Annotated in this window: 19 protein-coding genes; 9 read left to right on the plus strand and 10 right to left on the minus strand. The window is 50.9% G+C overall.

The window, feature by feature from the left end:
- Positions 1–88 precede the first annotated feature (88 nt).
- The 5 genes from J2Z65_RS15785 to J2Z65_RS15805 all read left to right on the plus strand — a co-directional run bounded on the left by J2Z65_RS15785 (position 89) and on the right by J2Z65_RS15805 (position 3770).
- Positions 89–271 (plus strand): hypothetical protein, encoded by a 183-nt coding sequence (locus J2Z65_RS15785; RefSeq protein ID WP_167054579.1) that lies wholly within the window; start codon positions 89–91, stop codon positions 269–271.
- 197 nt (positions 272–468) lie between these two features.
- On the plus strand, positions 469–1458 hold the full coding sequence (locus J2Z65_RS15790) for an acrylyl-CoA reductase family protein (RefSeq protein ID WP_167054577.1): 990 nt from the start codon (positions 469–471) through the stop codon (positions 1456–1458).
- A 43-nt stretch (positions 1459–1501) separates the two neighbouring features.
- Positions 1502–2359 (plus strand): carbon-nitrogen hydrolase family protein, encoded by an 858-nt coding sequence (locus J2Z65_RS15795; protein WP_167054575.1) that lies wholly within the window; start codon positions 1502–1504, stop codon positions 2357–2359.
- A 27-nt stretch (positions 2360–2386) separates the two neighbouring features.
- The gene (locus tag J2Z65_RS15800; protein WP_167054573.1) at positions 2387–3082 is read left to right on the plus strand and encodes a GNAT family N-acetyltransferase; all 696 of its coding nucleotides are present in this window, start codon (positions 2387–2389) and stop codon (positions 3080–3082) included.
- Between the two features lie 16 nt (positions 3083–3098).
- Positions 3099–3770 carry a GNAT family N-acetyltransferase gene (locus J2Z65_RS15805; RefSeq protein ID WP_167054571.1) on the plus strand — a complete coding sequence of 224 codons (672 nt, stop codon included), beginning with the start codon at positions 3099–3101 and terminating at the stop codon, positions 3768–3770.
- A 59-nt stretch (positions 3771–3829) separates the two neighbouring features.
- Here the strand turns inward: J2Z65_RS15805 and J2Z65_RS15810 are convergent, their stop codons facing one another.
- On the minus strand, positions 3830–4279 hold the full coding sequence (locus J2Z65_RS15810; RefSeq protein ID WP_167054569.1) for an SRPBCC domain-containing protein: 450 nt from the start codon (positions 4277–4279) through the stop codon (positions 3830–3832).
- Between the two features lie 93 nt (positions 4280–4372).
- On the opposite strand from J2Z65_RS15810, the gene J2Z65_RS15815 reads away from it, so the two are divergent.
- Complete coding sequence (locus J2Z65_RS15815; RefSeq protein WP_193580823.1) at positions 4373–5173, plus strand: helix-turn-helix domain-containing protein; 801 nt, start codon at positions 4373–4375, stop codon at positions 5171–5173.
- 115 nt (positions 5174–5288) lie between these two features.
- Here J2Z65_RS15815 and J2Z65_RS15820 read toward each other — a convergent pair whose 3' ends face one another.
- From J2Z65_RS15820 to sigY, 3 genes are read right to left on the minus strand one after another with little or no spacing between them, the layout of a single operon-like run.
- Positions 5289–5513, minus strand: coding sequence for a sigmaY antisigma factor component (locus J2Z65_RS15820; RefSeq protein WP_167054566.1), 225 nt, complete (start codon positions 5511–5513; stop codon positions 5289–5291).
- Entirely contained in the window at positions 5503–5889 is a 387-nt protein-coding gene (locus J2Z65_RS15825; RefSeq protein WP_167054564.1) for a DUF5345 family protein, read from the minus strand. The genes J2Z65_RS15820 and J2Z65_RS15825 overlap by 11 nt, the downstream gene beginning before the upstream one ends.
- Positions 5890–6405, minus strand: coding sequence for an RNA polymerase sigma factor SigY (sigY, locus tag J2Z65_RS15830; protein ID WP_167054562.1), 516 nt, complete (start codon positions 6403–6405; stop codon positions 5890–5892).
- 169 nt (positions 6406–6574) lie between these two features.
- Between sigY and J2Z65_RS15835 the strand changes: the two genes are divergently transcribed.
- The gene (locus tag J2Z65_RS15835; protein WP_338111598.1) at positions 6575–7474 is read left to right on the plus strand and encodes a GNAT family N-acetyltransferase; all 900 of its coding nucleotides are present in this window, start codon (positions 6575–6577) and stop codon (positions 7472–7474) included.
- A 58-nt stretch (positions 7475–7532) separates the two neighbouring features.
- Here J2Z65_RS15835 and pyrH read toward each other — a convergent pair whose 3' ends face one another.
- From pyrH to J2Z65_RS15850, 3 genes are all read right to left on the minus strand, one after another.
- Complete coding sequence (gene pyrH / locus J2Z65_RS15840) at positions 7533–8273, minus strand: UMP kinase (protein WP_167054558.1); 741 nt, start codon at positions 8271–8273, stop codon at positions 7533–7535.
- Between the two features lie 219 nt (positions 8274–8492).
- Positions 8493–9818 carry an MFS transporter gene (locus tag J2Z65_RS15845; RefSeq protein WP_338111597.1) on the minus strand — a complete coding sequence of 442 codons (1326 nt, stop codon included), beginning with the start codon at positions 9816–9818 and terminating at the stop codon, positions 8493–8495.
- Between the two features lie 131 nt (positions 9819–9949).
- Positions 9950–12832 carry an ATP-binding protein gene (locus J2Z65_RS15850; protein ID WP_167054556.1) on the minus strand — a complete coding sequence of 961 codons (2883 nt, stop codon included), beginning with the start codon at positions 12830–12832 and terminating at the stop codon, positions 9950–9952.
- A gap of 219 nt (positions 12833–13051) precedes the next feature.
- Between J2Z65_RS15850 and J2Z65_RS15855 the strand changes: the two genes are divergently transcribed.
- A complete protein-coding gene (locus J2Z65_RS15855; RefSeq protein ID WP_167054554.1) occupies positions 13052–14239 on the plus strand; it encodes an EAL domain-containing protein in 1188 nt (395 codons plus the stop codon).
- 838 nt (positions 14240–15077) lie between these two features.
- Here J2Z65_RS15855 and J2Z65_RS15860 read toward each other — a convergent pair.
- The 3 genes from J2Z65_RS15860 to J2Z65_RS15870 are packed head-to-tail and all read right to left on the minus strand — an operon-like array spanning position 15078 to position 19702.
- Positions 15078–15242, minus strand: a complete 165-nt coding sequence (locus tag J2Z65_RS15860; RefSeq protein WP_167054553.1) for a hypothetical protein — start codon at positions 15240–15242, stop codon at positions 15078–15080.
- Positions 15243–15248: 6 nt separating this feature from the next.
- Complete coding sequence (locus tag J2Z65_RS15865; protein WP_193580822.1) at positions 15249–18122, minus strand: DEAD/DEAH box helicase; 2874 nt, start codon at positions 18120–18122, stop codon at positions 15249–15251.
- Entirely contained in the window at positions 18110–19702 is a 1593-nt protein-coding gene (locus J2Z65_RS15870; RefSeq protein WP_167054549.1) for an SWIM zinc finger family protein, read from the minus strand. Before J2Z65_RS15870 ends, J2Z65_RS15865 begins: the two co-directional genes overlap by 13 nt.
- 191 nt (positions 19703–19893) lie before the next feature.
- Between J2Z65_RS15870 and J2Z65_RS15875 the strand changes: the two genes are divergently transcribed.
- Positions 19894–20187 (plus strand): hypothetical protein, encoded by a 294-nt coding sequence (locus J2Z65_RS15875; protein ID WP_167054547.1) that lies wholly within the window; start codon positions 19894–19896, stop codon positions 20185–20187.
- Positions 20188–20203: the final 16 nt, after the last annotated feature.

Below are 20203 nucleotides of genomic sequence, written 5' to 3' on the forward strand. Positions count from 1 at the left end.
CAAAAAGGCCCGCTAAGCGAGCTGTTTACGTCTATGTCTACGGCTTGGCGAAAAGGCCAACAAAGCAGGCTATGTGTGGCTTGTAACGATGTTTTACACCGTTACCGATGCCTCCGCAGTAGCTGTAGGACGCTCCAATGATGCTTTACATCGTAGCAGGTGCGAAAAGGCCGATCAAGCAGGACGTGTGTGGCTTGTAACGATGTATTACATCGTTACGGATGCCTCGGCAGTAGCTGTGGCACGCTCCAACGATGTTTTACATCGTTAATTCGAATGCGATCTGTTGGAGGGATATTTTTTATGTGTGCGTTGGCTCACTGTAAAGTGCAGAGGGGAAACGCTAACGGTTAGTTACGTTCGTCGATTACACCCTTTGAATCCTGCCCCCGATTTTAGTACACTTAATAGGTAGTTGATGGAAATTTCGCTTGATCTAAACCTATGTGGATCGAGGAGGCTAACGGAATGGAAGGCTTTAATGCGTTGATGGTGGAGCGGACGGAGGAGCGTTTTTCCGCTCATGTGAAAGAGCTGCGAATGGAAGATTTACCGCCGGGTGAAGTGACGATACGCGTGCGATACTCGGGTATTAATTATAAAGATGCGTTGGCCTGCAGTCCGAATGGACGCGTCGTGCGCACGTACCCTATGGTGCCGGGCATAGATCTGGCAGGGACGGTTGCCGCCTCGTCGGACCCGCGTTTTCGCGAAGGCGATGAGGTGCTAGTGACCAGCTATGAGCTGGGAACGGGACACTATGGCGGATTCAGCGGCTATGCGCGTGTTCCGGCTGACTGGGTTGTGCCACTGCCGAAGGGGCTATCCCATCGCGAGGCGATGATACTGGGAACGGCAGGCTTTACAGCAGCGCTCTCGATCCAGCGCATGGAGGAGAACGGGCTGAACAAGGAGAGGGGCCCCGTGCTTGTTCGCGGCGCAACCGGCGGTGTAGGGAGCAACAGTGTGTCGATGCTGGCAGCGCTCGGCTATGAGGTGGAAGCAAGTACGGGCAAGTCTGCTGATCATCAGTACTTGCTTGATTTGGGGGCGACACGGGTAGTACCGAGGGAAGAGCTCTCCCCGTCCGTGAGAAAACCGATGGACAAGGAGTATTGGGCGGGCTGTGTCGACCCTGTTGGAGGAGACTCGCTTGCTTATGTGCTGAGCCGGATGAAGTATGCCGGATCGGTTGCCCTGAGCGGTTTGACGGGCGGCGGTGAGTTTACCGCTACGGTGTTTCCTTTTATTCTGCGGGGCGTGAATGTACTGGGCATTGACTCGGTGTACTGCCCGGCGGAGATCCGGAGCCCCCTCTGGGAGCGGATAGCTGGCGAATTGAAGCCGCGGCTGCTAGAGCGGATGGTCTATAAAGAAGTTACGCTGGATGGGGCTGCTGAGGCGGCGCAAGAGGTTTTGGGTGGAAAAGTTAGAGGACGAGTGCTCGTTAGCTTGTAACTCTGGCGCACAGAAACGATGACAAGTTGAGGAGAGATGGGCGTTGAAAATGAGAGTTTCGGCCGTGCAATATCATTTGCACTCGATTCGTAATTTTGAGGAATTCGCCGCGCAGGTGGAGCATTATGTGAAGGTGGCTCAGGAATTTGAGGCGGATTTTGTACTGTTTCCCGAATTGTTTACGACACAGCTAATGTCGATCGGCGATGAGCACGGTAAAGCGCTGCCGATTGATGCTTTGCCCTCGTACACGGATGCTTACCGGGAGCTTTTCCAAGGGTTGGCGAAGCAGACGGGCATGCATATCATTGGCGGTACGCATATTACCTCTGAGGAAGGTAAACTGTACAATACGGCATTTTTATTTTATCCGGATGGCCGGATCGGGGAACAGAAAAAGCTCCATATTACCCCAACTGAAGTGAAGGAATGGAATATGGGCGCCGGCGATTCCTTGCAGGTTTTTGACACCGATAAAGGGCGCATTGCGATCCTCGTCTGTTATGACGTGGAGTTCCCGGAAATTGTCCGAATGGCCAGAGCCCGCGGCGCTGACGTGCTGTTTGCCCCATCCTGTACGGATGACCGTCACGGGTTCCATCGGGTGCGTTATACGTGCCATGCACGAACGATCGAGAATCAGATCTACGTCGTCACGACGGGGACGGTAGGTGCTCTGCCAACGGTAGATTTCATGCGCGCGAACTTTGGTCAGGCAGCTGTCATTACCCCGAACGATGTGCCTTTTCCGCCAAAAGGCTTGTTGGTTGAAGGTGAAATCAACGGCGACATGGTAGTCACGGCTGATTTGGATCTAGACCTGCTAACCCTTGTCCGCGAAAAAGGCTCTGTCACTACGTGGCGTGACCGCAGGACGGATCTGTACACCGATTGGGCTTAATCTGGGCGAGGGGGCTTGCATAGCGTCATGGATGTAAATTCGCACAAATTTTACGCCAAAAAATTGTACGTCTTCGACGGCGACAAGCCGATTGAGGCGGTCATACGCAATTATGAAAAGGCGGATTTCGACGCGCTGATCCGCGTTCAGCAGGAAAGCTTTCCGCCCCCGTTTCCGTCAGAACTTTGGTGGAACGAAGAACAGCTCACTGAGCATGTTACGCGTTTTCCTCAAGGCGCACTTTGTGTCGAGGTGGCGGGTAAGATTGTTGGGTCGATCACGGGGCTGCTCGTCGACTACGAGGAAGAGCATGCGTCCGATCATAGCTGGTCGACGCTGACAGACGACGGCTACATCCGTACGCATCAGCCTGACGGCGATACCTTATACATTGTGGATATCTGCGTGATGCCCGCCTACCGCAAGTTTGGTCTCGGCAAATGGTTGATGCAGTCCATGTATGAGGTGGTCGTGCATTTGGGCTTGCGCAGGCTGCTTGGCGGCGGGCGCATGCCGGGTTACCACAAGCATGCGGGTACTATGAGCGCGGAGGATTATGTGAAGGCGGTCATGGCAGGGACTTACAAGGATCCGGTTCTTACATTCCTGCTCCGCTGCGGCAGGACACCGGTGCAGGTGGTGCCTGATTATTTGCAGGATGAGGAGTCGCAAAACTATGGGCTTTTGATGGAGTGGCGGAATCCATTCCGAATTTTGACATAAAGGAGCTTGAGAACGAATGGAATACATACGGATTACAAGTATAGATAACCCTTTGTTTCGTGCGATGCATGATCTGATGAAAGAGGTGTTCCCGCCGGAGGAAGTGCTGGAATATTCCTTGTGGAAGGAGCCGCTTGCGGATCCCGGCATTCGGGTGTTTGTTGCTGTTCATGAAGGAAAGGTCGTTGGTACGACGGAGTACCGCTATTACGAGGATTTCCAAGTAGCGATGACGGATTTCACCATTATCGGTCAAGCGGGGCTTGGCATTGGCCGCTTCCTGGCGCGCAAGCGCTGGAACGACCTGGAGGCCTTAGCTACCGAGTCGGGCAAGCCGATGCTGGGGATGTTCGCCGAAATCTATGATCCCTACCGGATCGAAAGCCATGCGTTCGGCGGCGTGAAGCCGATGGATCCTTACGTGCGGCGCGAAGTCTTGTCCCATCTGGGATACAAGCGGATCGATTTCCCGTATGTTCATCCTTCTTGGGAGAACAATGGGGAAGCAGTGGAAGAGCTGGATCTTTGTTTCCTCCCAACAGATGAAGATAAGACACAGCTTGACGCAGCGATTGTAGTGAAGTTCCTGAAGCGTTACTATTCCGTTCTTGCGAATAAGCCGCAGGCCTGGCATGAGATGGTCGAGAGACTAGAGGGGAAAGCATCGCTGGCTCTTTTGCCGTTATAGAGTGAATGAAAAGGCGAGCTCAAAGGGCCTGGAAAATGACCTTTTGAGCTCGCCGCATGTTACCAACCAAAATCCAATGTTTTACCCGTCTCCGCAAATGTTTTGATATTGCTTAATATCATCCACCAGCTTGCTTTTGTTCTCTCGAAGCTTGGGTGGTTCGGCGTCCATTGGTCATTGATGAGCGTCATTTTCGTGCAGCTGCCGACTGTCTCCAAGGTAAACGTCATCCGGGATTCAAAATCCGCATGGTTCGGATTGTAGGACGGGCCAGCATGCTCTATGCAGGAGAGAAGCTTTTCCGGTTCATAGGCCAGTATCGTGCCGTATACATGGACGGTTTCATCGCCGTCATTGCCTGGTCCGATGTATCTGAAGTCGGAGCCAATCTCGAACGTGGACTCTAATACGCTGCCGAAGAAAATCTTACGCGTCCCCTCCGGAGTCACTAGAATATCCCACACTTCTTTGCATGTTGCACCAATATAAAATTCGTATCTCAATTCCAACTTTAAACCCACTCCCTCACTATGTGTTAAGCTCATGATATAGGTTTGTACGTTCCGGGTATTGTAAAAACGCGACAAGGAGTGATCGGCATCATGTCTGACCTCATTAAACCCAGTCTAGGGATCATGAATCTCCAGCAAGTGACGCGGAAATTTCAGCTTTCCAGAGTAGCACCCTCCGAGGATTTGGCTTTTTTCATTCGCCATTTCTGGATCGTGCGGTGGGACTTAAGAGGGCAAGAACCTTACGTGCAGCATGTGATCCCGAACCCTTGCGTTAATCTGGTTGTTGAACCGGGGCGCACGGCTATTTACGGTCCTGGCAAAGAAAAATACGGGCATTACCTGCATGGGCAAGGGTGCGTATTTGGCGTGAAATTTAAGCCCGGCGGCTTTTATCCGTTCGTGAAGCAGCCAGTCTCCGGCATGCAGCTCAGCCCGCTGAGCGTTCAGAACGTGTTTGATGCCGATCCGCTTGCGCTGGAGAGCGATGTACTTGCGCAAGAAGATGAGCAGCAAATGGTAGAACTCGTCGAGCAGGTGATCCGGCCCAAGCTGCCGGAGCCGGATGCGCAGGTAACTTTTATCAATGAAATCATCGATTATATCAACGAGCAGCCTGACGTCACCAAAGTAGACACCCTTTGCGACTATTTCGGTGTGAACAAAAGAACGCTGCAGCGATTATTCGACCTCTACGTCGGCGTTAGCCCCAAGTGGGTCATCAAGCTGGCGCGCATTCAGAATGCGGCGGAGACGACCGATACGAGTGAGAGGCCGAACTGGTCCAAGCTGTCGATGGATCTCGGCTATCACGACCAGTCGCATTTTATTAAGGATTTCAAATCCATTATCGGCCAAACGCCGGATGAGTATGCCCGGCAGGCGCTGTAACATCAAAGAAGAGCCGGCTCCTGAGGGGGCGGGCTCTTCTTGTCTAATTAAGTGAAATGGCGTCAATTGTGGGTGTTATACCGGCTGCAGTCGCCAACTGCAATCTGCTGCAAATTCATCTTCCCTTATGCGTGAAGCTGCGGTGAATTTTACGAACCGCAAACAAGTACACAATGAACGGCAGCGGTGCTTGAATAATGCCCCAGATACCCCAGAACCAAGGGTAACGGGCACTGCGTCTGCGCGCGTCAATGAACAGCCATGTGCTCTGTGTGAGCATAACAAGGGCTATGCCAATCCAAGCCCATAGGGGTAGCGCGTCCCAGTTCTCATGATTCATGTGAATCCACCTGCTTTCGAAGGAATAGCCAAGTCAGAGGCGCAATGATCGCCAAAGCTTGGAAGGTCATAAAGACAAAGGGCTGTGCAGCCGCGGTCATATAGAGAAGAGAGAGAAGCAGCAGCCCAGCGCACCACAATTTAAACAGATCACCGAACAACCGCGTACGATGCTTAATCCGCGCAGCGGCGATTTGTTGATCAAACCAAGCTGCACTAGGACGAGTTGCAGGAAATAAGTCTTCTAATGCGTCAAGCCCCTGCTGCAGCCTTTGAACGGCAGCGTCGTCGCGGTTTGCATCGTTCTCCTCTTCAGAGTTCTTCATCTGCGGCTTTGTACGATTGGCGTTCTGTAAGTCGTCCTTCCTACCGTCCATCTACACCAGCTCCTTCCGTAATTGTTTCAAGGCATGATGCACTCTTGATTTGGCGGTCCCTTCCGCGATGGAAAGAATTTGGCCTACTTCTTCATATGTGTAGCCGTAGTAATGCTTGAGAATGACCGGAATCCGGCTCTCCTCCGGCAGTTCAGCCAAGGCGTTCAACACATCAGGCCAAACCTCGTTCTGATTCTCGGCCTGCCATTGCATCTGACGGAGCGCCTGCTGCTGCTCCTGCCACAGCTTATGACGTTTGCGCCGCCTTCCCTGATCGATCATCAATCGAGTAGCCATCGTGATGAGCCAAGAGGAAAACTTGGATTTTCCGTTGTAGAGGTTAATTTTCTCGATACATCGAATCATCGTATCTTGCGTAAGATCCTCCGCCAAGGACGGGTTCAGCGTTATTTTCAACAAATACTTGTATACAAAATCATAGTGCTGCTGCAGCAGCAGAGACAGAGCGGTGCGATCTCCCTGTGCAGCCCGTTTTAGCCTTTCATGCTCTTCCAAGTCAAGGGTCACCCTCTCTGCCTGAATTCATAGATAGTACGAATAACGGAGGCCGATCGTTCACTGCACACGAAACTTTATGTAAAATTATTTATTAGCTTACCACGCCGCAGACCAGACATGTATAATGACAGTAGGCAAGAAATTAAGTCGTATGGAGGACAACCTAGTGAAACAAGGCATTATTCCACGGGCAGGACTGTCAGCGCAGGAGCTGGAGGAAGTTAGGGAATTGTGGGAGGCTTGCAACAGCCATGACCATATTGAGATAAAACTGAACTGGAGCACATTATCCGACCGTCCGCCAGGAGTGACGAATGACTTTTTATTTTACCGGGATGACCGGATTGTCGGTTTTTTGGCAATATATAGTTTTCTGTCTACGGAAGTGGAAATTAGCGGAATGGTGCATCCAGAGGCGCGGAATCAAGGTATTTTTGGCCAATTGGTGCAGACGGCGCTGGAAGCGTGCAGACGTAGAGAGGTGCCGAAGGCGATTTTCATCAATGAACGGGGATCGGCGAGAGGCAAAGCGTTTCTGTTGAAGATTGGCGCGGGCTATAGTTTCTCCGAATATGTGATGGAGCTGCAAGAGGATGCGGCAGTAGCTCCGCATAATGGCGAACAACTGCTCACGCTTCGTTCCGCCGATGTGCAGGATACGGAGCTGCTCGTTCAACTTAACATGTCTGGCTTCAACATGGCGGAGGAAGATACGAGAGAATACGTCAGTCAGACGATTGCCGGGGACAAAGAAAGGACCTGGATCGCAGAGCTCGGGCTAGGTGAGAAGAAAGAGCCGATTGGTAAGATCGGAGCCATGATCGGGGAGGATGCCAGCGGATTCATCTACGGCTTTTGCGTCCTGCCGGCGTATCGTGGCAAAGGGTATGGGCGTCATATTTTGAGCCAGACTATTACCGAGCTTAAGCAGCGTCATCAGGCGGGCTTGATCAAGCTTGAGGTTGCGGTCGAGAATGAGAAAGCATTGGGTTTATATGAATCATGCGGCTTTAGAACGAAGAATGCGAATGATTATTACGTGTTGATGCTGGGGATAAACGAATAAGCAAAAAAAGGATAGAGCGACAGTTGTAAACTGATCTCTATCCTTTTTTAATGTGTCGTTAACCTTGCTGATAGATGAGCTCGGAGGAGGCGCTGATGATCGTGCCTGTATTTTGCCCTGCACAAATTTCTTTCATGGAGCCGGGTTTGTCGAAATTGAACACATGGATGGGAATATGATAATCCCGCGCTAGAATGAAGGCGGACTGATCCATGACCTTCAGATTATGGTGGATAACGTCGTTGTAGTGGAGAGATTTGTATTGGAGCGCCTCTTTATGATGCTTAGGATCTTTATCGAAAACACCGTCAACCCCCTGCTTAGCAACGAAGATCGCTTCACAGTTCACTTCAATGGCTCTTTGGACCGATGGATAGTCGGTGGTGACGAAGGGTTGACCATTGCCGCCTGCGAAAATAACGATGTACCCTTTTTCCAAATGATGAATGGCTCTAAGCCGGATAAAAGGCTCCGCCACAGAAGCGATCGGTATCGCCGTCATGACACGCACTTCCGCGTCAGTCTTCGCTTTCAGCACCCCGCGCAGCATCAAGCTGTTGATGACGGTAGCCAGTGTGCCGATATTGTCAGCCTCCGCTTTCTCGATCCCCCAGCTCTCGCCCATATTGCCGCGGAATATATTGCCTCCGCCAATGACAAGGCACACTTCAACCCCTAACTGAACGACGGTCATAATCTCATTGGCGATATGATCCAGTTGTTGTGGATCGAAGCCGAATTCGCTTTCGCCTGCTACTGCACCTCCGCTTAGCTTAATGAGGACCCGTTTATACCGCATATCGATCTCTCCTCCCCTGTGAGATAATTTGTATTCCTGCTGCATCAACGCTGCCCGCTAAGGAGGGACAGCTTCGGTGCGAAAAAAAACACTAAAGCAGCGAACGCTTTAGTGTTTAATAGAAATGAGAAATAAGAAACGGCGCTGTTTCTTCTTGATGACAGGACCCTTCATATTCCTCACACCTTTCGCTTATGATTAAAAGCTATTGTACACGAACTAAGTGGAAGAATGCAATTTCTGCGGCACCCGCATATGCACAATGAGACCGATCACGACCAGCAGCAGTAAAGAACCAAGTGCGACGCGGCTGGCGAGATTACCAGTGGAAGCGAGTGCCCAGGTGATCGATCCGTACAGCGCAGGCCCAACAATCGAGGATACTTTGCCGGAGAAGGCGAATAAGCCGAAAAACTGGCCGCGTTTCTCCTCGGGCGTCAATTGCACGATGAGTGTACGGGACGTTACCCACATGGCGCCCATGGATACGCCGTATAGGCTTCCGGCAGCCCAGAACAGGCTTTGGCTAGTTGCTAAGGCTGCAATCGCAATTGCGATGATCAGAACGAAGGCAACGATCGTCACGGCTCTCTTAGGTCCTACATTGCGGGTGACATAGCCGAAGAGGAAGGAGCCGACGATGCTCGATACGGTCGAGACCAGGTAGAGCAGAATGAACTGACCGGTTGTAAAGCCCATCACCGTATTCGCATAAATCGCCATAACGGCAATCGCTGTGGCGATGGCATCGTTAAAGAAGAAATAAGCGATCATGAACAGGAAAGCGGCACGATACTTGCGTGCTTCCTTGAATGTAGCCCAGATCTCGCGGTAACCGCTGAGAAGTGATTTTTTCTCGCTAATCGGCTTCTGCGATTTTTCCTTGTAGAGGAACATGATCGGCAGGGAGAAAAGTAAGAACATAAGCGCGCTGGGAATAAACGTATTTTCAAAATGATTGCCGTTAATTAAAGGGAAAACGACGAGCCCGACTAGTGTGCCGACATAACCAACCGCTACGCCAACTCCGGAAATAATGGGAATTTCACGCTCGCTGCCCAGATCCGAAATCATGGAATCGTAGAAAATCAAGCTGGAATTATAAAAGAATTTGGCAATCATGAAGAAGAAAATGACACCCACAATCGATGCGTTGAGTCCTGCCCACTGCTGATCGGTCTGCCAAAGAGCGGAGGCGCCCATGAGCAGCGTTGCCAGTATGGCAATTAAGGTGAAAGGGACGAGGTAGGCCTTCTTTTTGCCCGTCCGGTCGATCCACACCCCGAATAAGGGGGAAAGCAGCACGAGAAAGAAGCTGGACAAAGCGTTGGAATATGTGATGAAAGTGCTGGCAATCTGATTGAGTTCCTCGCTTTTTCCTAAGGTTTCTTTTAAGTAAAAAGGATAGAAAACCGTCACGATATTGGAGGAAAAAATCGTGTTCGCGAAATCGTACATAGCCCAAGCGAATATAGGCAGTGAGAAGAACAGTGTCCATGCACTGCGAGTGTGTAGCGGGTTAGAAGCGGGTTCAAGCTTTGCCACTTGGGTCACCCTTTCGAAGTTATGAATTACTTTTTCTCTAGTATATTGGCTGAAGGGCAGAGAAATCCCTGTCGGTTTACAATAAAAAAATCTCCCCCTTCCCAAATGGGTGAAGGAGAGATGAGGCCGTGCTAGGCTTCAGATTTCGGCTTCTTAATTTCGACCTCGATCATATCCAAATTTTCTTTCATCTCAAGCACATCGATTCCGTTGCGCTGTAAAGTATTCGAGAGGGAATCCTTGTCCTGCGCCGGAAAAACATACGCATTGCTCTTCTTGTTATCAAGCAGATTCTTGGCTACTTGGACGAGGCGCTCCATGGTGAAAGGCTTTTTGAGATATTTCTGGATTTCTTTCTCATGGAAATCATGCGGCTGATCGAGTGCGGTCGACACAATCACTGGAGTCTGATAGTACATCGGATGCCTGGATAAATCGGAAATGAAATCCCATCCGTTCTTAACGCCTTCGAGATGAATATCTACGATGAACAGAATCGGCTCCCCTTTGCAGCGATTCAAAGCGATAATCCCCTCTTCGGCAGAGCGCAATTGAATGGAAGGGAGATCCAGTTTATTCAGCGCAATTTGGATCAGTTTGGCGAGATCGTCATCATCTTCGAAAATTACAATTTTTCCGTCCATCGAAGAAAGCTTATACTGATCGAGTTCAATCCGGAAGGTGGTGCCCTCGCCCATTGTAGATTCGTAGGAGATCTGTCCGTCATGCCCTTCGACGATCTCTTTCACAATGGCTAAGCCTAAGCCGGTTCCCCCAATTTGGCGGCGGTCGGAGTTATCGACACGGAAGAACTTGGAGAACATTTGATCATGGGCATCCTCGGGAATACCGAGTCCGTAATCCTGCACGGCTGCAACAATTTTACCGTTAACTGCGGATAAATAAATGTCGATGCGATCTGCACCCGGAGAGTATTTAATCGCATTGCTGATCAGGTTATGGAACACTTGCCGGATTCGGTCGGCATCCGCCCGCACCCATAGTTCCGCCTCCTGCTGATGGATAACAATGTTGTGGTTTTGCTTGTCCTGCCATTGATCAACGATATCCTGCACAGTAGGCAGCAAATTGATCGGGGAGAAGTGGTATAACTGTCGACCGGATTCCATCCGCTGTAAGTCAAGGAAATCGTTAATTAAATTCGAAAGACGATGAGCTTCTTTATAAATCGTTTCCATGTACTTTTTCTGCTTGTCTTGCGGAAGCTCGCGATGCAGCAGAATCTCAATAAAGCCGAGCACGCTGGCCAGGGGAGTCCGCAGCTCGTGAGAGACAATGGAAATGAACTCATTTTTCATTTCATCCACACGTTCTTCTTCCGTCCGGTCACGGAAAACGAAGAGGTACCCCTGCTGCTCCGTATCCTCACTGACGACGGTCGCATAAAGCTCCACGTGCTGGGGCTGATCGTCAAGCACAAAGCCAAAACGCTGAGTGAGATGCGTATGAGTGCCGTTAATCAGCGCTTCAATGGATGAAGCTGCACCAAAGAAGCCCGGCGTCTCAACCGCGATGGCGTGGCAGCTAGCCACTAAATTCTCGCCGATACGCGCATTAAGACCAAAATAACGGCTCATCCGTTGATTCGAGAAAAGGATGGTGCCCTCGGAGTCACACATCATCATGCCTTCGTGCGCAGATTCCAAAATATTTTGAATCAGGTCGCGCTGACCTTCGATTAACTGTTTTTCAGTAATGAGTTGATCGTTCAATTCCGCTAAATGAGCGGCCTGCTTTACTCTCTCGTCATTCATCACCTGAGCGAAGAATGCCAGGCCGAACTGACGTACCAGGCCTTTGGTCAAGCGTTGGTTGTTTTCTTGGAACACCGAGCTCTGGTAACTGGTAAGAAGCAGAAAGCCGATGACTGCCTGTTTATCGTCGAGCAGCGGAACATAATGATCGACGGCGTGGCTCATCCCGCCATGTACACCTTTCTCATGTCCGGAAACATCCCGTGTGTGAATCAGGTTCGTTCCTTCCTCGAAAACACGCCTCGCCGGCCCAAAAAGCTCCTTCTGATGTACCTGAATGTGCTCCTTCGGATACCCGATCGAATGGATGACTTCATAGGAAGAAGCGCCGCCGCCAGACTCCCGTTTCATAACGACAAGGGCTGCGTCCTGCAGCAGAGAATTCAGCAGTGCAGGCAGTGTATGCTTCAAGAAATCCTTGAGCTCCACATAGCCCGTAAGCTTCTCTTGGTAGGAAGAAATCAGCTCAAGATCCCGTTCCCTTTCGGACAGCTTCGCTAAAGTGACCTGCTGTTCTTCCTGCTGCGCAATAATCTCTTCATTCTGTGTTTCTAAACTTTCTGCCATGTAGCGATAGTTTTCCTCGCTTTTACGAAGCTCTTCTTCGGCGTGAATAGCCCGGAAGGAGATGAAGAGGGACATCGCACCTGCAATTAAAGCAATAATGCCTCCAACCATAGTAATGGTACGTGAGGTTTTTCCGGCTTTGAGAGAAGCTTGGTAGGCATCTTCTGTGATCTGTACAATGGTCTTCTCGATACTCGTATGAATGACCCGGTAACGATCCATCATCGTTTTGCCTGCTGCAATCCTGGCTTTGGCTTCATCCGATTTACCCGCACGAATCAGTTCCAACTGGCTGTCAAAAAACCGCTGCAGGTTGGTGATGGCAGGTATGGCTTGCGTATCCATAATGAGCTGCAGGGTTGGATATTTTTTGTCGTAAATACGGATGGTATCGAGATCATCCTCCAGCTGTTTTTTGCCTGTCGCATAAGGCTCCAAATATTGCTCATTGCCAGTTAACTCAAAACCGCGGATGCTGGTTTCCTGGTTGATCAGGTCGGTCAGCAGGCTGTTCGTCGTTTTGGAGATCGGAATGGAATCATTCACGATCGCATCTCCCTCACTTTCCATGTTCCGGGAAGCGATGTAGTTCGATATACTGACAAATGCAAGTAAAACCACGATTAAAATAACGTATAGCATGGAAATTCGCGATCTCGTGAATGTTTTCATAGCCACTTGGTCACCTGTATTCTACATAGAATAAATAAATCAATTGGATGCAATTAAAATTCGACAAGGCTCAACAAAATCCCTTTAATAATCGGTCGTGTCATGTTTTCTTCCATCAATACATTGCATGAAGCGACAATGTCGTTTACAATACTATTCATTACTAGAACTATGTCATGTTTAAGAACATGGAGGTTTCACATGAGGAGGGCGCACACCGTGCAGGCTAAAGATAGCAGGATTCCGCTGAGACATGAAGTACGTCCATTCTTCCAGCCCATACTATCTCTTCAGACGCAGGAAATTATCGGCTACGAGACGTTGGGCAGGAGAATTCGGGAGGGAAACGTCGAAAGCTTGGGTCCTTTTTTCAAAAATCCTGATATCCCGGAAGATGTGCAGCTTCTTATCGATCGACACCTAAGGGAGCGGGCCATTGAACAGCTTGCTTCCACGAACGACGCAAGTTCATTATTTATTAACTTAAAACCGTCATGGATCTATCGGACCTATAAGCGCACAGGTGTGCTCCCAACGATTGAGCTATTACGGAAATATCATATAAATCCGGCACATATCGTGATTGAAATTACAGAAGAAGAGTTCACAGGAAAGCTTCATGAGCTTACTCAGATTGTGGAACTGTATCGAGAATTCGGATGTACGATCGCGATAGATGATGTGGGCAGCGGATTTAGCAATTTTGATCGTATCGCCAGCTTACAGCCGAAAATATTGAAAATCGATCTAAATATACTGAAAAAAAGCGCCATTCACGCAGGCTATAAAGCATTGATGCAATCCTTCTCCGTCCTGGCGGCTCAAATGGGCGCCTCTCTGCTCGTGGAGGGAGTCGAAACCAAGCAGGAGCTGCACAGTGCGCTGCAAGTCGGTGCCAGGTATGTGCAAGGTTATCTCTTTTCGAAAGCGGAGCCGTACCTGCAGCACAAGGATGCTTTCAAGCCATTGCTAAAGGAAGAAATGAGTCTCTTCAGTCAAGGAGAATTTCAGCGGAACACCCACCTGTCGGTCATTCATCAAAACCTGGATGCGCTCACCCAGTCGGTTATTCGGATTTTAACGGCGGAAGACGCGGACCAGCTTATTGAACATTCGATCCATACCATGACTGACAATTGTATACGGATCTACATATGCAGAGAAGACGGCTATCAAATTTCTTCCAACTATATCCGGAAAGACGATGCCTGGACCAAAGATGAGAGCTATCGCGGAGCAAACTGGACGTGGCGTCCGTATTTCATCTCCAACATTCTCATGATGAACCTGCAAAAGCAAGGAATCTTATCGCAAGTATACACAGATTTGGATACCTCGCATCAGATTCAGACCTACTCCTGTGCGTGGGGTGTTGGGTATTATTTGTTTTTGGATTTGATGATATAGGGGAGGGAGGAGGCACATTCTGTAACGAGGTATAGGTGCTTATCAGGTGTGGGAGATGTGTAGCAGGTGTGTGGCAGGGGGAAGATGAGGTGCAGCGGGAATACAGCAGGAATATAGCAGAGATATAGATGAGGTGTAGCAGAAGTACAGCAGAAGTACAGATGAGGCGTAGCAGGGGGAGCTGAGGTGCAGCGGGAATACAGCAGGAATATAGCAGAAATACAGATGAGGTATTGCAGAAGCACAGCAGAAGTACACCAGAAGCGCAACAGAAGTACCGCCTTAACCGTTGGTTTCGTTGTATAAAATACAACTTAAAGGCGATTTACGTCTTGTTATCCCCCTGTTCATTGTACAAAGTACAATTAAATTAACATAAATAGCTCGAAAATAGCGAATTTTAACCCACAGCGTTGCACTTTGTACAACATAGAGAAAGACCGTCAGGCATATTTAGCCTAGACGGTCTTTTTTTTGACACGTGATGGGGAGATACAAGTGACTCATAAATGCGTGACCTGCTCCCTCACAGTTAAGGGAACGACAGGGCGCTATTTTACCGAAAATAGCCATTTGATCCAACGTGAGGGAACTATGTTCCTCTATTTTGCCGTTTTGGTTAGAAACGGGCTCATTTCGCTGAAATAGGGCCCTGTAGTTCCACTAAAAATGTGAAAGCTCCGTTTTTCGCCTAAATAGCGGCCTGCAGTTCCCTTTTATAAAGTTGCCTCAAACCAATGCTCCGTTTAGAGAACGAGGTCGCACCTCCTTGTAAACACAAGGGCCTGCGTGGACTCGCACACGGTTCAAACACGGATCAAGGACGATTCAACACGGTTCAAGCAAATTCCGCTAGTGGAACAATGCGTCCGCCGCTACTATGACAGTTGCCTGCATCTACAGTGTCCACCAAGTCTGTCGCATCCACCGCATCCGCCGAGACCACAGCGTCCACCAAGACTACCGCATCCACTGAGACCTCAGCATCCATCGAGTCCAGCACGGCCTACTACGCCTCCACCCACTCGCGCCGCAGCGAGAACAAGTCCCGCAGCTCGTCGGTCGACAGCTCGGTGATCCAGTTCTCGCCGGAGCCGACGATCTGCTGGCTCAGGCCGAGCTTGCGCTCGATCATCTCGTCGATGCGCTCTTCCAGCGTGCCGAGCGTGACGAACTTGTGCACCTGCACATGGCGTGTCTGCCCAATACGGAAGGCACGGTCCGTCGCTTGGTTCTCGACGGCGGGATTCCACCAGCGATCATAGTGGAACACATGATTCGCCGCCGTCAGATTCAGCCCGATGCCCCCGGCCTTCAGCGAAAGAATGAACACATTGCGCTGCTCCTCCGCCGGCCGGTCATCAGTGTCCTGGAAGTGCGCGATCATGTCATCGCGCCCGGTTTTGGTTGTTCCGCCATGCAGGAACAGCACGGTCTCGCCCAGCTCCTGCTGCAGCACATGCTGAAGCAGGTTGCCGGTCTCGACAAATTGCGTGAAGATCAAGCATTTGTCGCCTTCCTGGCGCAGCTCCTGCACCATCTCCAGCAGGCGCTCGAGCTTGTTCGAACGTCCGCTCCACGGTGCGGACAGCCCTTCCTTAAGCAGCAAAGCAGGGTGGTTGCACACCTGTTTGAGCTTCGTCAGCGCAGCAAGGATGAGTCCGCGCCGCTCCATCGCGGAGAGTGTATCCAGCCGGTCGAACATGTCCTGGATATAATTTTCGTATAACGAGCCCTGCTCGGCGGTCAGCGAAATGAACGTTTTGGACTCGTTCTTTTCCGGCAGATCCAGCTGAATTGCAGGATCTTTCTTCTCGCGGCGCAGCAGGAACGGGCGGATCAGCCTCTGAACCTTGCCGATGATCTCGGTGTCGCGCGTTTTCTCGATCGCATTCACGTAGCGATGCGTAAATTCGCGCACCGTGCCGAGATAACCCGGATTCGCGAAATCGAAGATCGACCACAGCTCCGTGAGCCGATTCTCGATTGGTGTACCCGTTAACGCAATGCGATGGTACCCGTTCAGACGGCGGATGGCCGAGGCTTGCTTCGTATAGGCATTTTTTATATTTTGCGCTTCGTCCAGACAAATGGAGTTCCAGGCAATACCGCCAAGTTCCGCTTCATCCAGATGGGAAAGCGTATAAGAGGTCAGTATTAAATCAACTTTGCCAACCGCTTCCGTAAAGGCAGCACCTTTTAAACGCTGAGGTCCATAGTGCAAATGCACTTTCAGCGAAGGGGCGAAACGCTTCAGCTCCATCTGCCAGTTACCGAGGACAGAGGTTGGACAGATGAGCAGCGAAGGCGCGTCAGGCTGCTCGGTCTCTTTGACGGTGAGTAAATAGGTAATCCATTGGATCGTTTTGCCGAGCCCCATGTCATCGGCTAAACAGCCGCCGAGGCCGAAGCGCCGCAGGAACAACAGCCATGAGATGCCGTCGACCTGATAGTGGCGCAGCGAGCCTTGAAAGCTTGGCGGCGGCTCCACCGTAGGAATCGCAGCCGTCTGTGTCAGCTGATCGACCATGTGACGCAGCTGTTCATTCAGCTCGACTTCCATCTCGATGTAGCGCATCGCATCGGGGTCATCCTCTTCAGGAAGCAGTCCCGCTGCATCGCCGGCGAAATGGAGCTCCAGCACATCGCGGAAGGAGAGGCCTTGCTTCTTCTGCACCTGTTTCATGATTTGCTCGACTTGCGCCATGAATTTCGGATCGAGCTGTATCCAGTTGCCGCGAATTTGGATCAGCTTGCGCTTCTCCTCCAGCAGCAGACGGAATTCCTCTTCCGTCAGCTCCAAATCGCCCACAGCCAGCTTCCAGTCGAACTGCATCAGCTGGGTCAGCCCGAACATCGTCTCCCGTCCCGAACCGACGGAAGACTTGATCTTCGCGCGCAGCTTCGGCTTCATCTTGCGGATGCGATCCCACCAGGCCGGGAGGAACACACTTGTCCCGGCCTCCACGAGCCGCACGCTTCCCTCTGCGAGGAAGCGCCAAGCCTCCTCCTCCGTCAGCGTCTGACGGAGAGCGCCTTCGCCCGCATCCAGCCAGGGCAGGATGCGCACCCATTTGGCCGCGTCACGTTCGACGCGGCTCAGCTCCGGCTGCCACGCCTCCGGCAGCGGCAGTTCGCCCGCCACCGGCTCGCCGGTGGGCGTCACCGTGCGCAGCACGTCCGGCGCAAGCCGGTCCTGCAGCAGGATGCGCAGCTTCCAGCCTGCGCCGTGCGCCAGGTCCGGCTCTGCGAGCTGCAGGCACGTGCGCATCGGCGACCGGTCCTGGCGCCAGCCAATGGCGACGAGCCAATCCTCTTCGTCGAGCCAGAGATCGGCTGCGAGTTCACCGCGGCGCATGAGCGGGTACGCGGACTCAAGCTTGCGCAGATTGTCTTTCATGATGCCGTCCGCGTCCACCCATTCGGGGATGAGCGCATGAATCCAGCGGGAGACGGCTGGCGATTCCAGAGACTGCAAGTCGGTTGGAAGCTGCAGCTTCCAACCGATCTCGCCCGCTTTCCATTTCTCATAATCCGGCATGAAGCTTCCGGATGCCAATGCCTCACGAACCGCAGGTGCTAATCGAATGAAATCCGCACAATCCTGATGCCAGCTAAGCTGCAGATGCTGCACAGGCTGGGGATCGCTGAAATAATCGAGCGCCTCTAGCGGCTGCAGCTCGATGCCTTCGCGATTTTGCCATTCGCTCGGCTCCATGAAGGTGCCGTAGAAGGAAGCTCGGTGCCAGGCAAAGAGCATATTTTTCAAATCAAGGGCGTCCCAAATGCCGCCGTTCTCGCGGGATCCCCAAAGGAACAAGGAACCGCTGGGGAGGGAGCTTACATGAACCGTCAGCGCGCTGGTTTCGATCATCGAATCCATTTTCCTTTCTTAAGCTCTTCTTGGAAGGCACGCAAGCGTGAGAATTTATCCGCTAAACGATACACATAGTGCTCCCAGCGATCGTTCTGGCCTAGTTGTTTGTAAATGGCGTGGAGCTTCTTCAGAAGACGGACAGCGGTCTTGTAGGATGCTCTGTTTTTCTCCAAAACCGCCCGTTCCGCCGCTTGATGATATAGAGGAAGGAGCAGAGCTGCATCGTGCTCTTCAATAGCTTTCAGCTCCAACGTGTACAGGTTCAGTGGTGAAATACGGTTTGCAAGCTGTAAATCGACCCATTGGCGATACCGTTTTGTCTGCAGCAAATATGCCGTGTAATAGTAATACGAGCGAGGAAGCAGGGACTCCATGACCTGTACCCATTCGCTGTCGGAATCCAGATGTTTGGTCGTATCCAGCCAATATTGGCAAAAGGTTCGGAAATCATCGTGATTAGCCTGCGGAATGGACTTAAACAACCAACGAAGCCAAACCAGGACGTTGTTCCACTGTTGATCGTTGTAATAGTAATTCAGGTACAGGAAGTAGTCTTTCGCATGAGGATGAGCCAACTGCTCGAGCAGCTTGAAGGCGCTGTCCGTATCCTCCTGGATAATGTGAAAATGAGCTCTTGCCGCAATCAGCACATCCTTCTTCTTAGCTAGAAGATCTTTTTTAGCAAGAAGGGCGTCCAGACGTTGAATCTCCTCTTTCTGCGCCCCCGTTTGACCGGACAGCTTCCACCAGATGAACCGGTACACAAATAGCCAGTCAATCGGGCTGTCTTTACCCTGCAGCGCGAATTCACCGAGCATTTTTAGCGTAGCAAGCATGTGTTTGGGCTCAGCCGTGAAGATGGCGTTCATATCCATCCCTTGCGCGAGTTCAACGAGCTTATCTTCGCAATTTTTTGCGGCGATTTTGCACCCGTTTTCGTGGTAATAAGACAAGTAGGAGCTTTTGGTCTCTTGGTAAAATTGTTCGATTTTACGCATCATGAAAAGCACGATATGAAGCATGTAGATTTCGCGCATCGAGCTTTTCCAATCGGCTGCAAAACCCGGCAACGACTCCAGCGCAGAGTCATAAAATGTTTCAATGGAATGCTGATGCGAGATCGAAAATCCATGGAATCTTCCTTCGAAAAAACGATGCCAATCAGCAGGCAAAGCCTCTTCGGCAGGTTTGTTCGCCTTGGCGGCCTCTTTGCGTTCCTGTGCCGGGGAAGCGCCTCGTACGGGCTTTTTGCGAGCATATATTTGTTGCTTTAACTGTTGCAGCAGCAGCTCCGGCCGTCCATAAGGCGCGTACAAGCTGAAGAACGTGGCACCGATATGCTGGCAAAAGCCATCGAAAGAACAGCTGCATGAGCTGTCCGGAAAATGTTCCAAATTCACCGTCGTGTTGTGCAGTCTCTTGCCTGCAACCGTCGATTGAATGCTGGTGCCCTTCAGATCGATATCCGCCACGCGGCCTTTATGATAGTACTCCCAGCCCTGCTCCAGTACGGCAGCATCAAAATGCAGCGGGATCTGCTTGATTAGGTAGTTCATTCGATTTTTGGGAATCTGCAGTTTCAGCATGTGTGCTTTCCTACCCTCCGAGCGGTACATTCCTTCTTCCATAGTAACAGATTTTTTCCGAAATTGCCCATTTCCACAGTTTATGCCAAAGGGTATTTTTTTATCCGGGGTAAAATCGGTTAACCCTGCATTCCAACCTATAATATGATAAAGTGAAGACAGAAGGTTAGCTACCGAAGGGAGACTTTATAATGGGTATAAAATTCGGAAGAGAATATAAGGACATTGTCACGGATTTCGTGCGCGGAATTGAGATGGTTGACGGATTCTATGAGCTGCTGGAAATGAGCGCGGATGATTGGCAGGAGCTGGAGCAGGACGAACAGGAAGAATGCCTGCGTACGCTGGCCGACGATATTTTTTACGGATTGGGAAGCAGTCCTGTGATGCAAATCGGCGTGGGCTCGGTTCGCCATGATCCGGGTAATCACGTGTTGAAGGTACATGACGGGGAAAAGCTCGTTTCGGTCATTTACTTGGTTTAAGCGAGATTGTGTTTTG

The sequence above is a fragment of the Paenibacillus aceris genome, from assembly GCF_017874035.1.
Taxonomy (GTDB): domain Bacteria; phylum Bacillota; class Bacilli; order Paenibacillales; family NBRC-103111; genus Paenibacillus_E; species Paenibacillus_E aceris.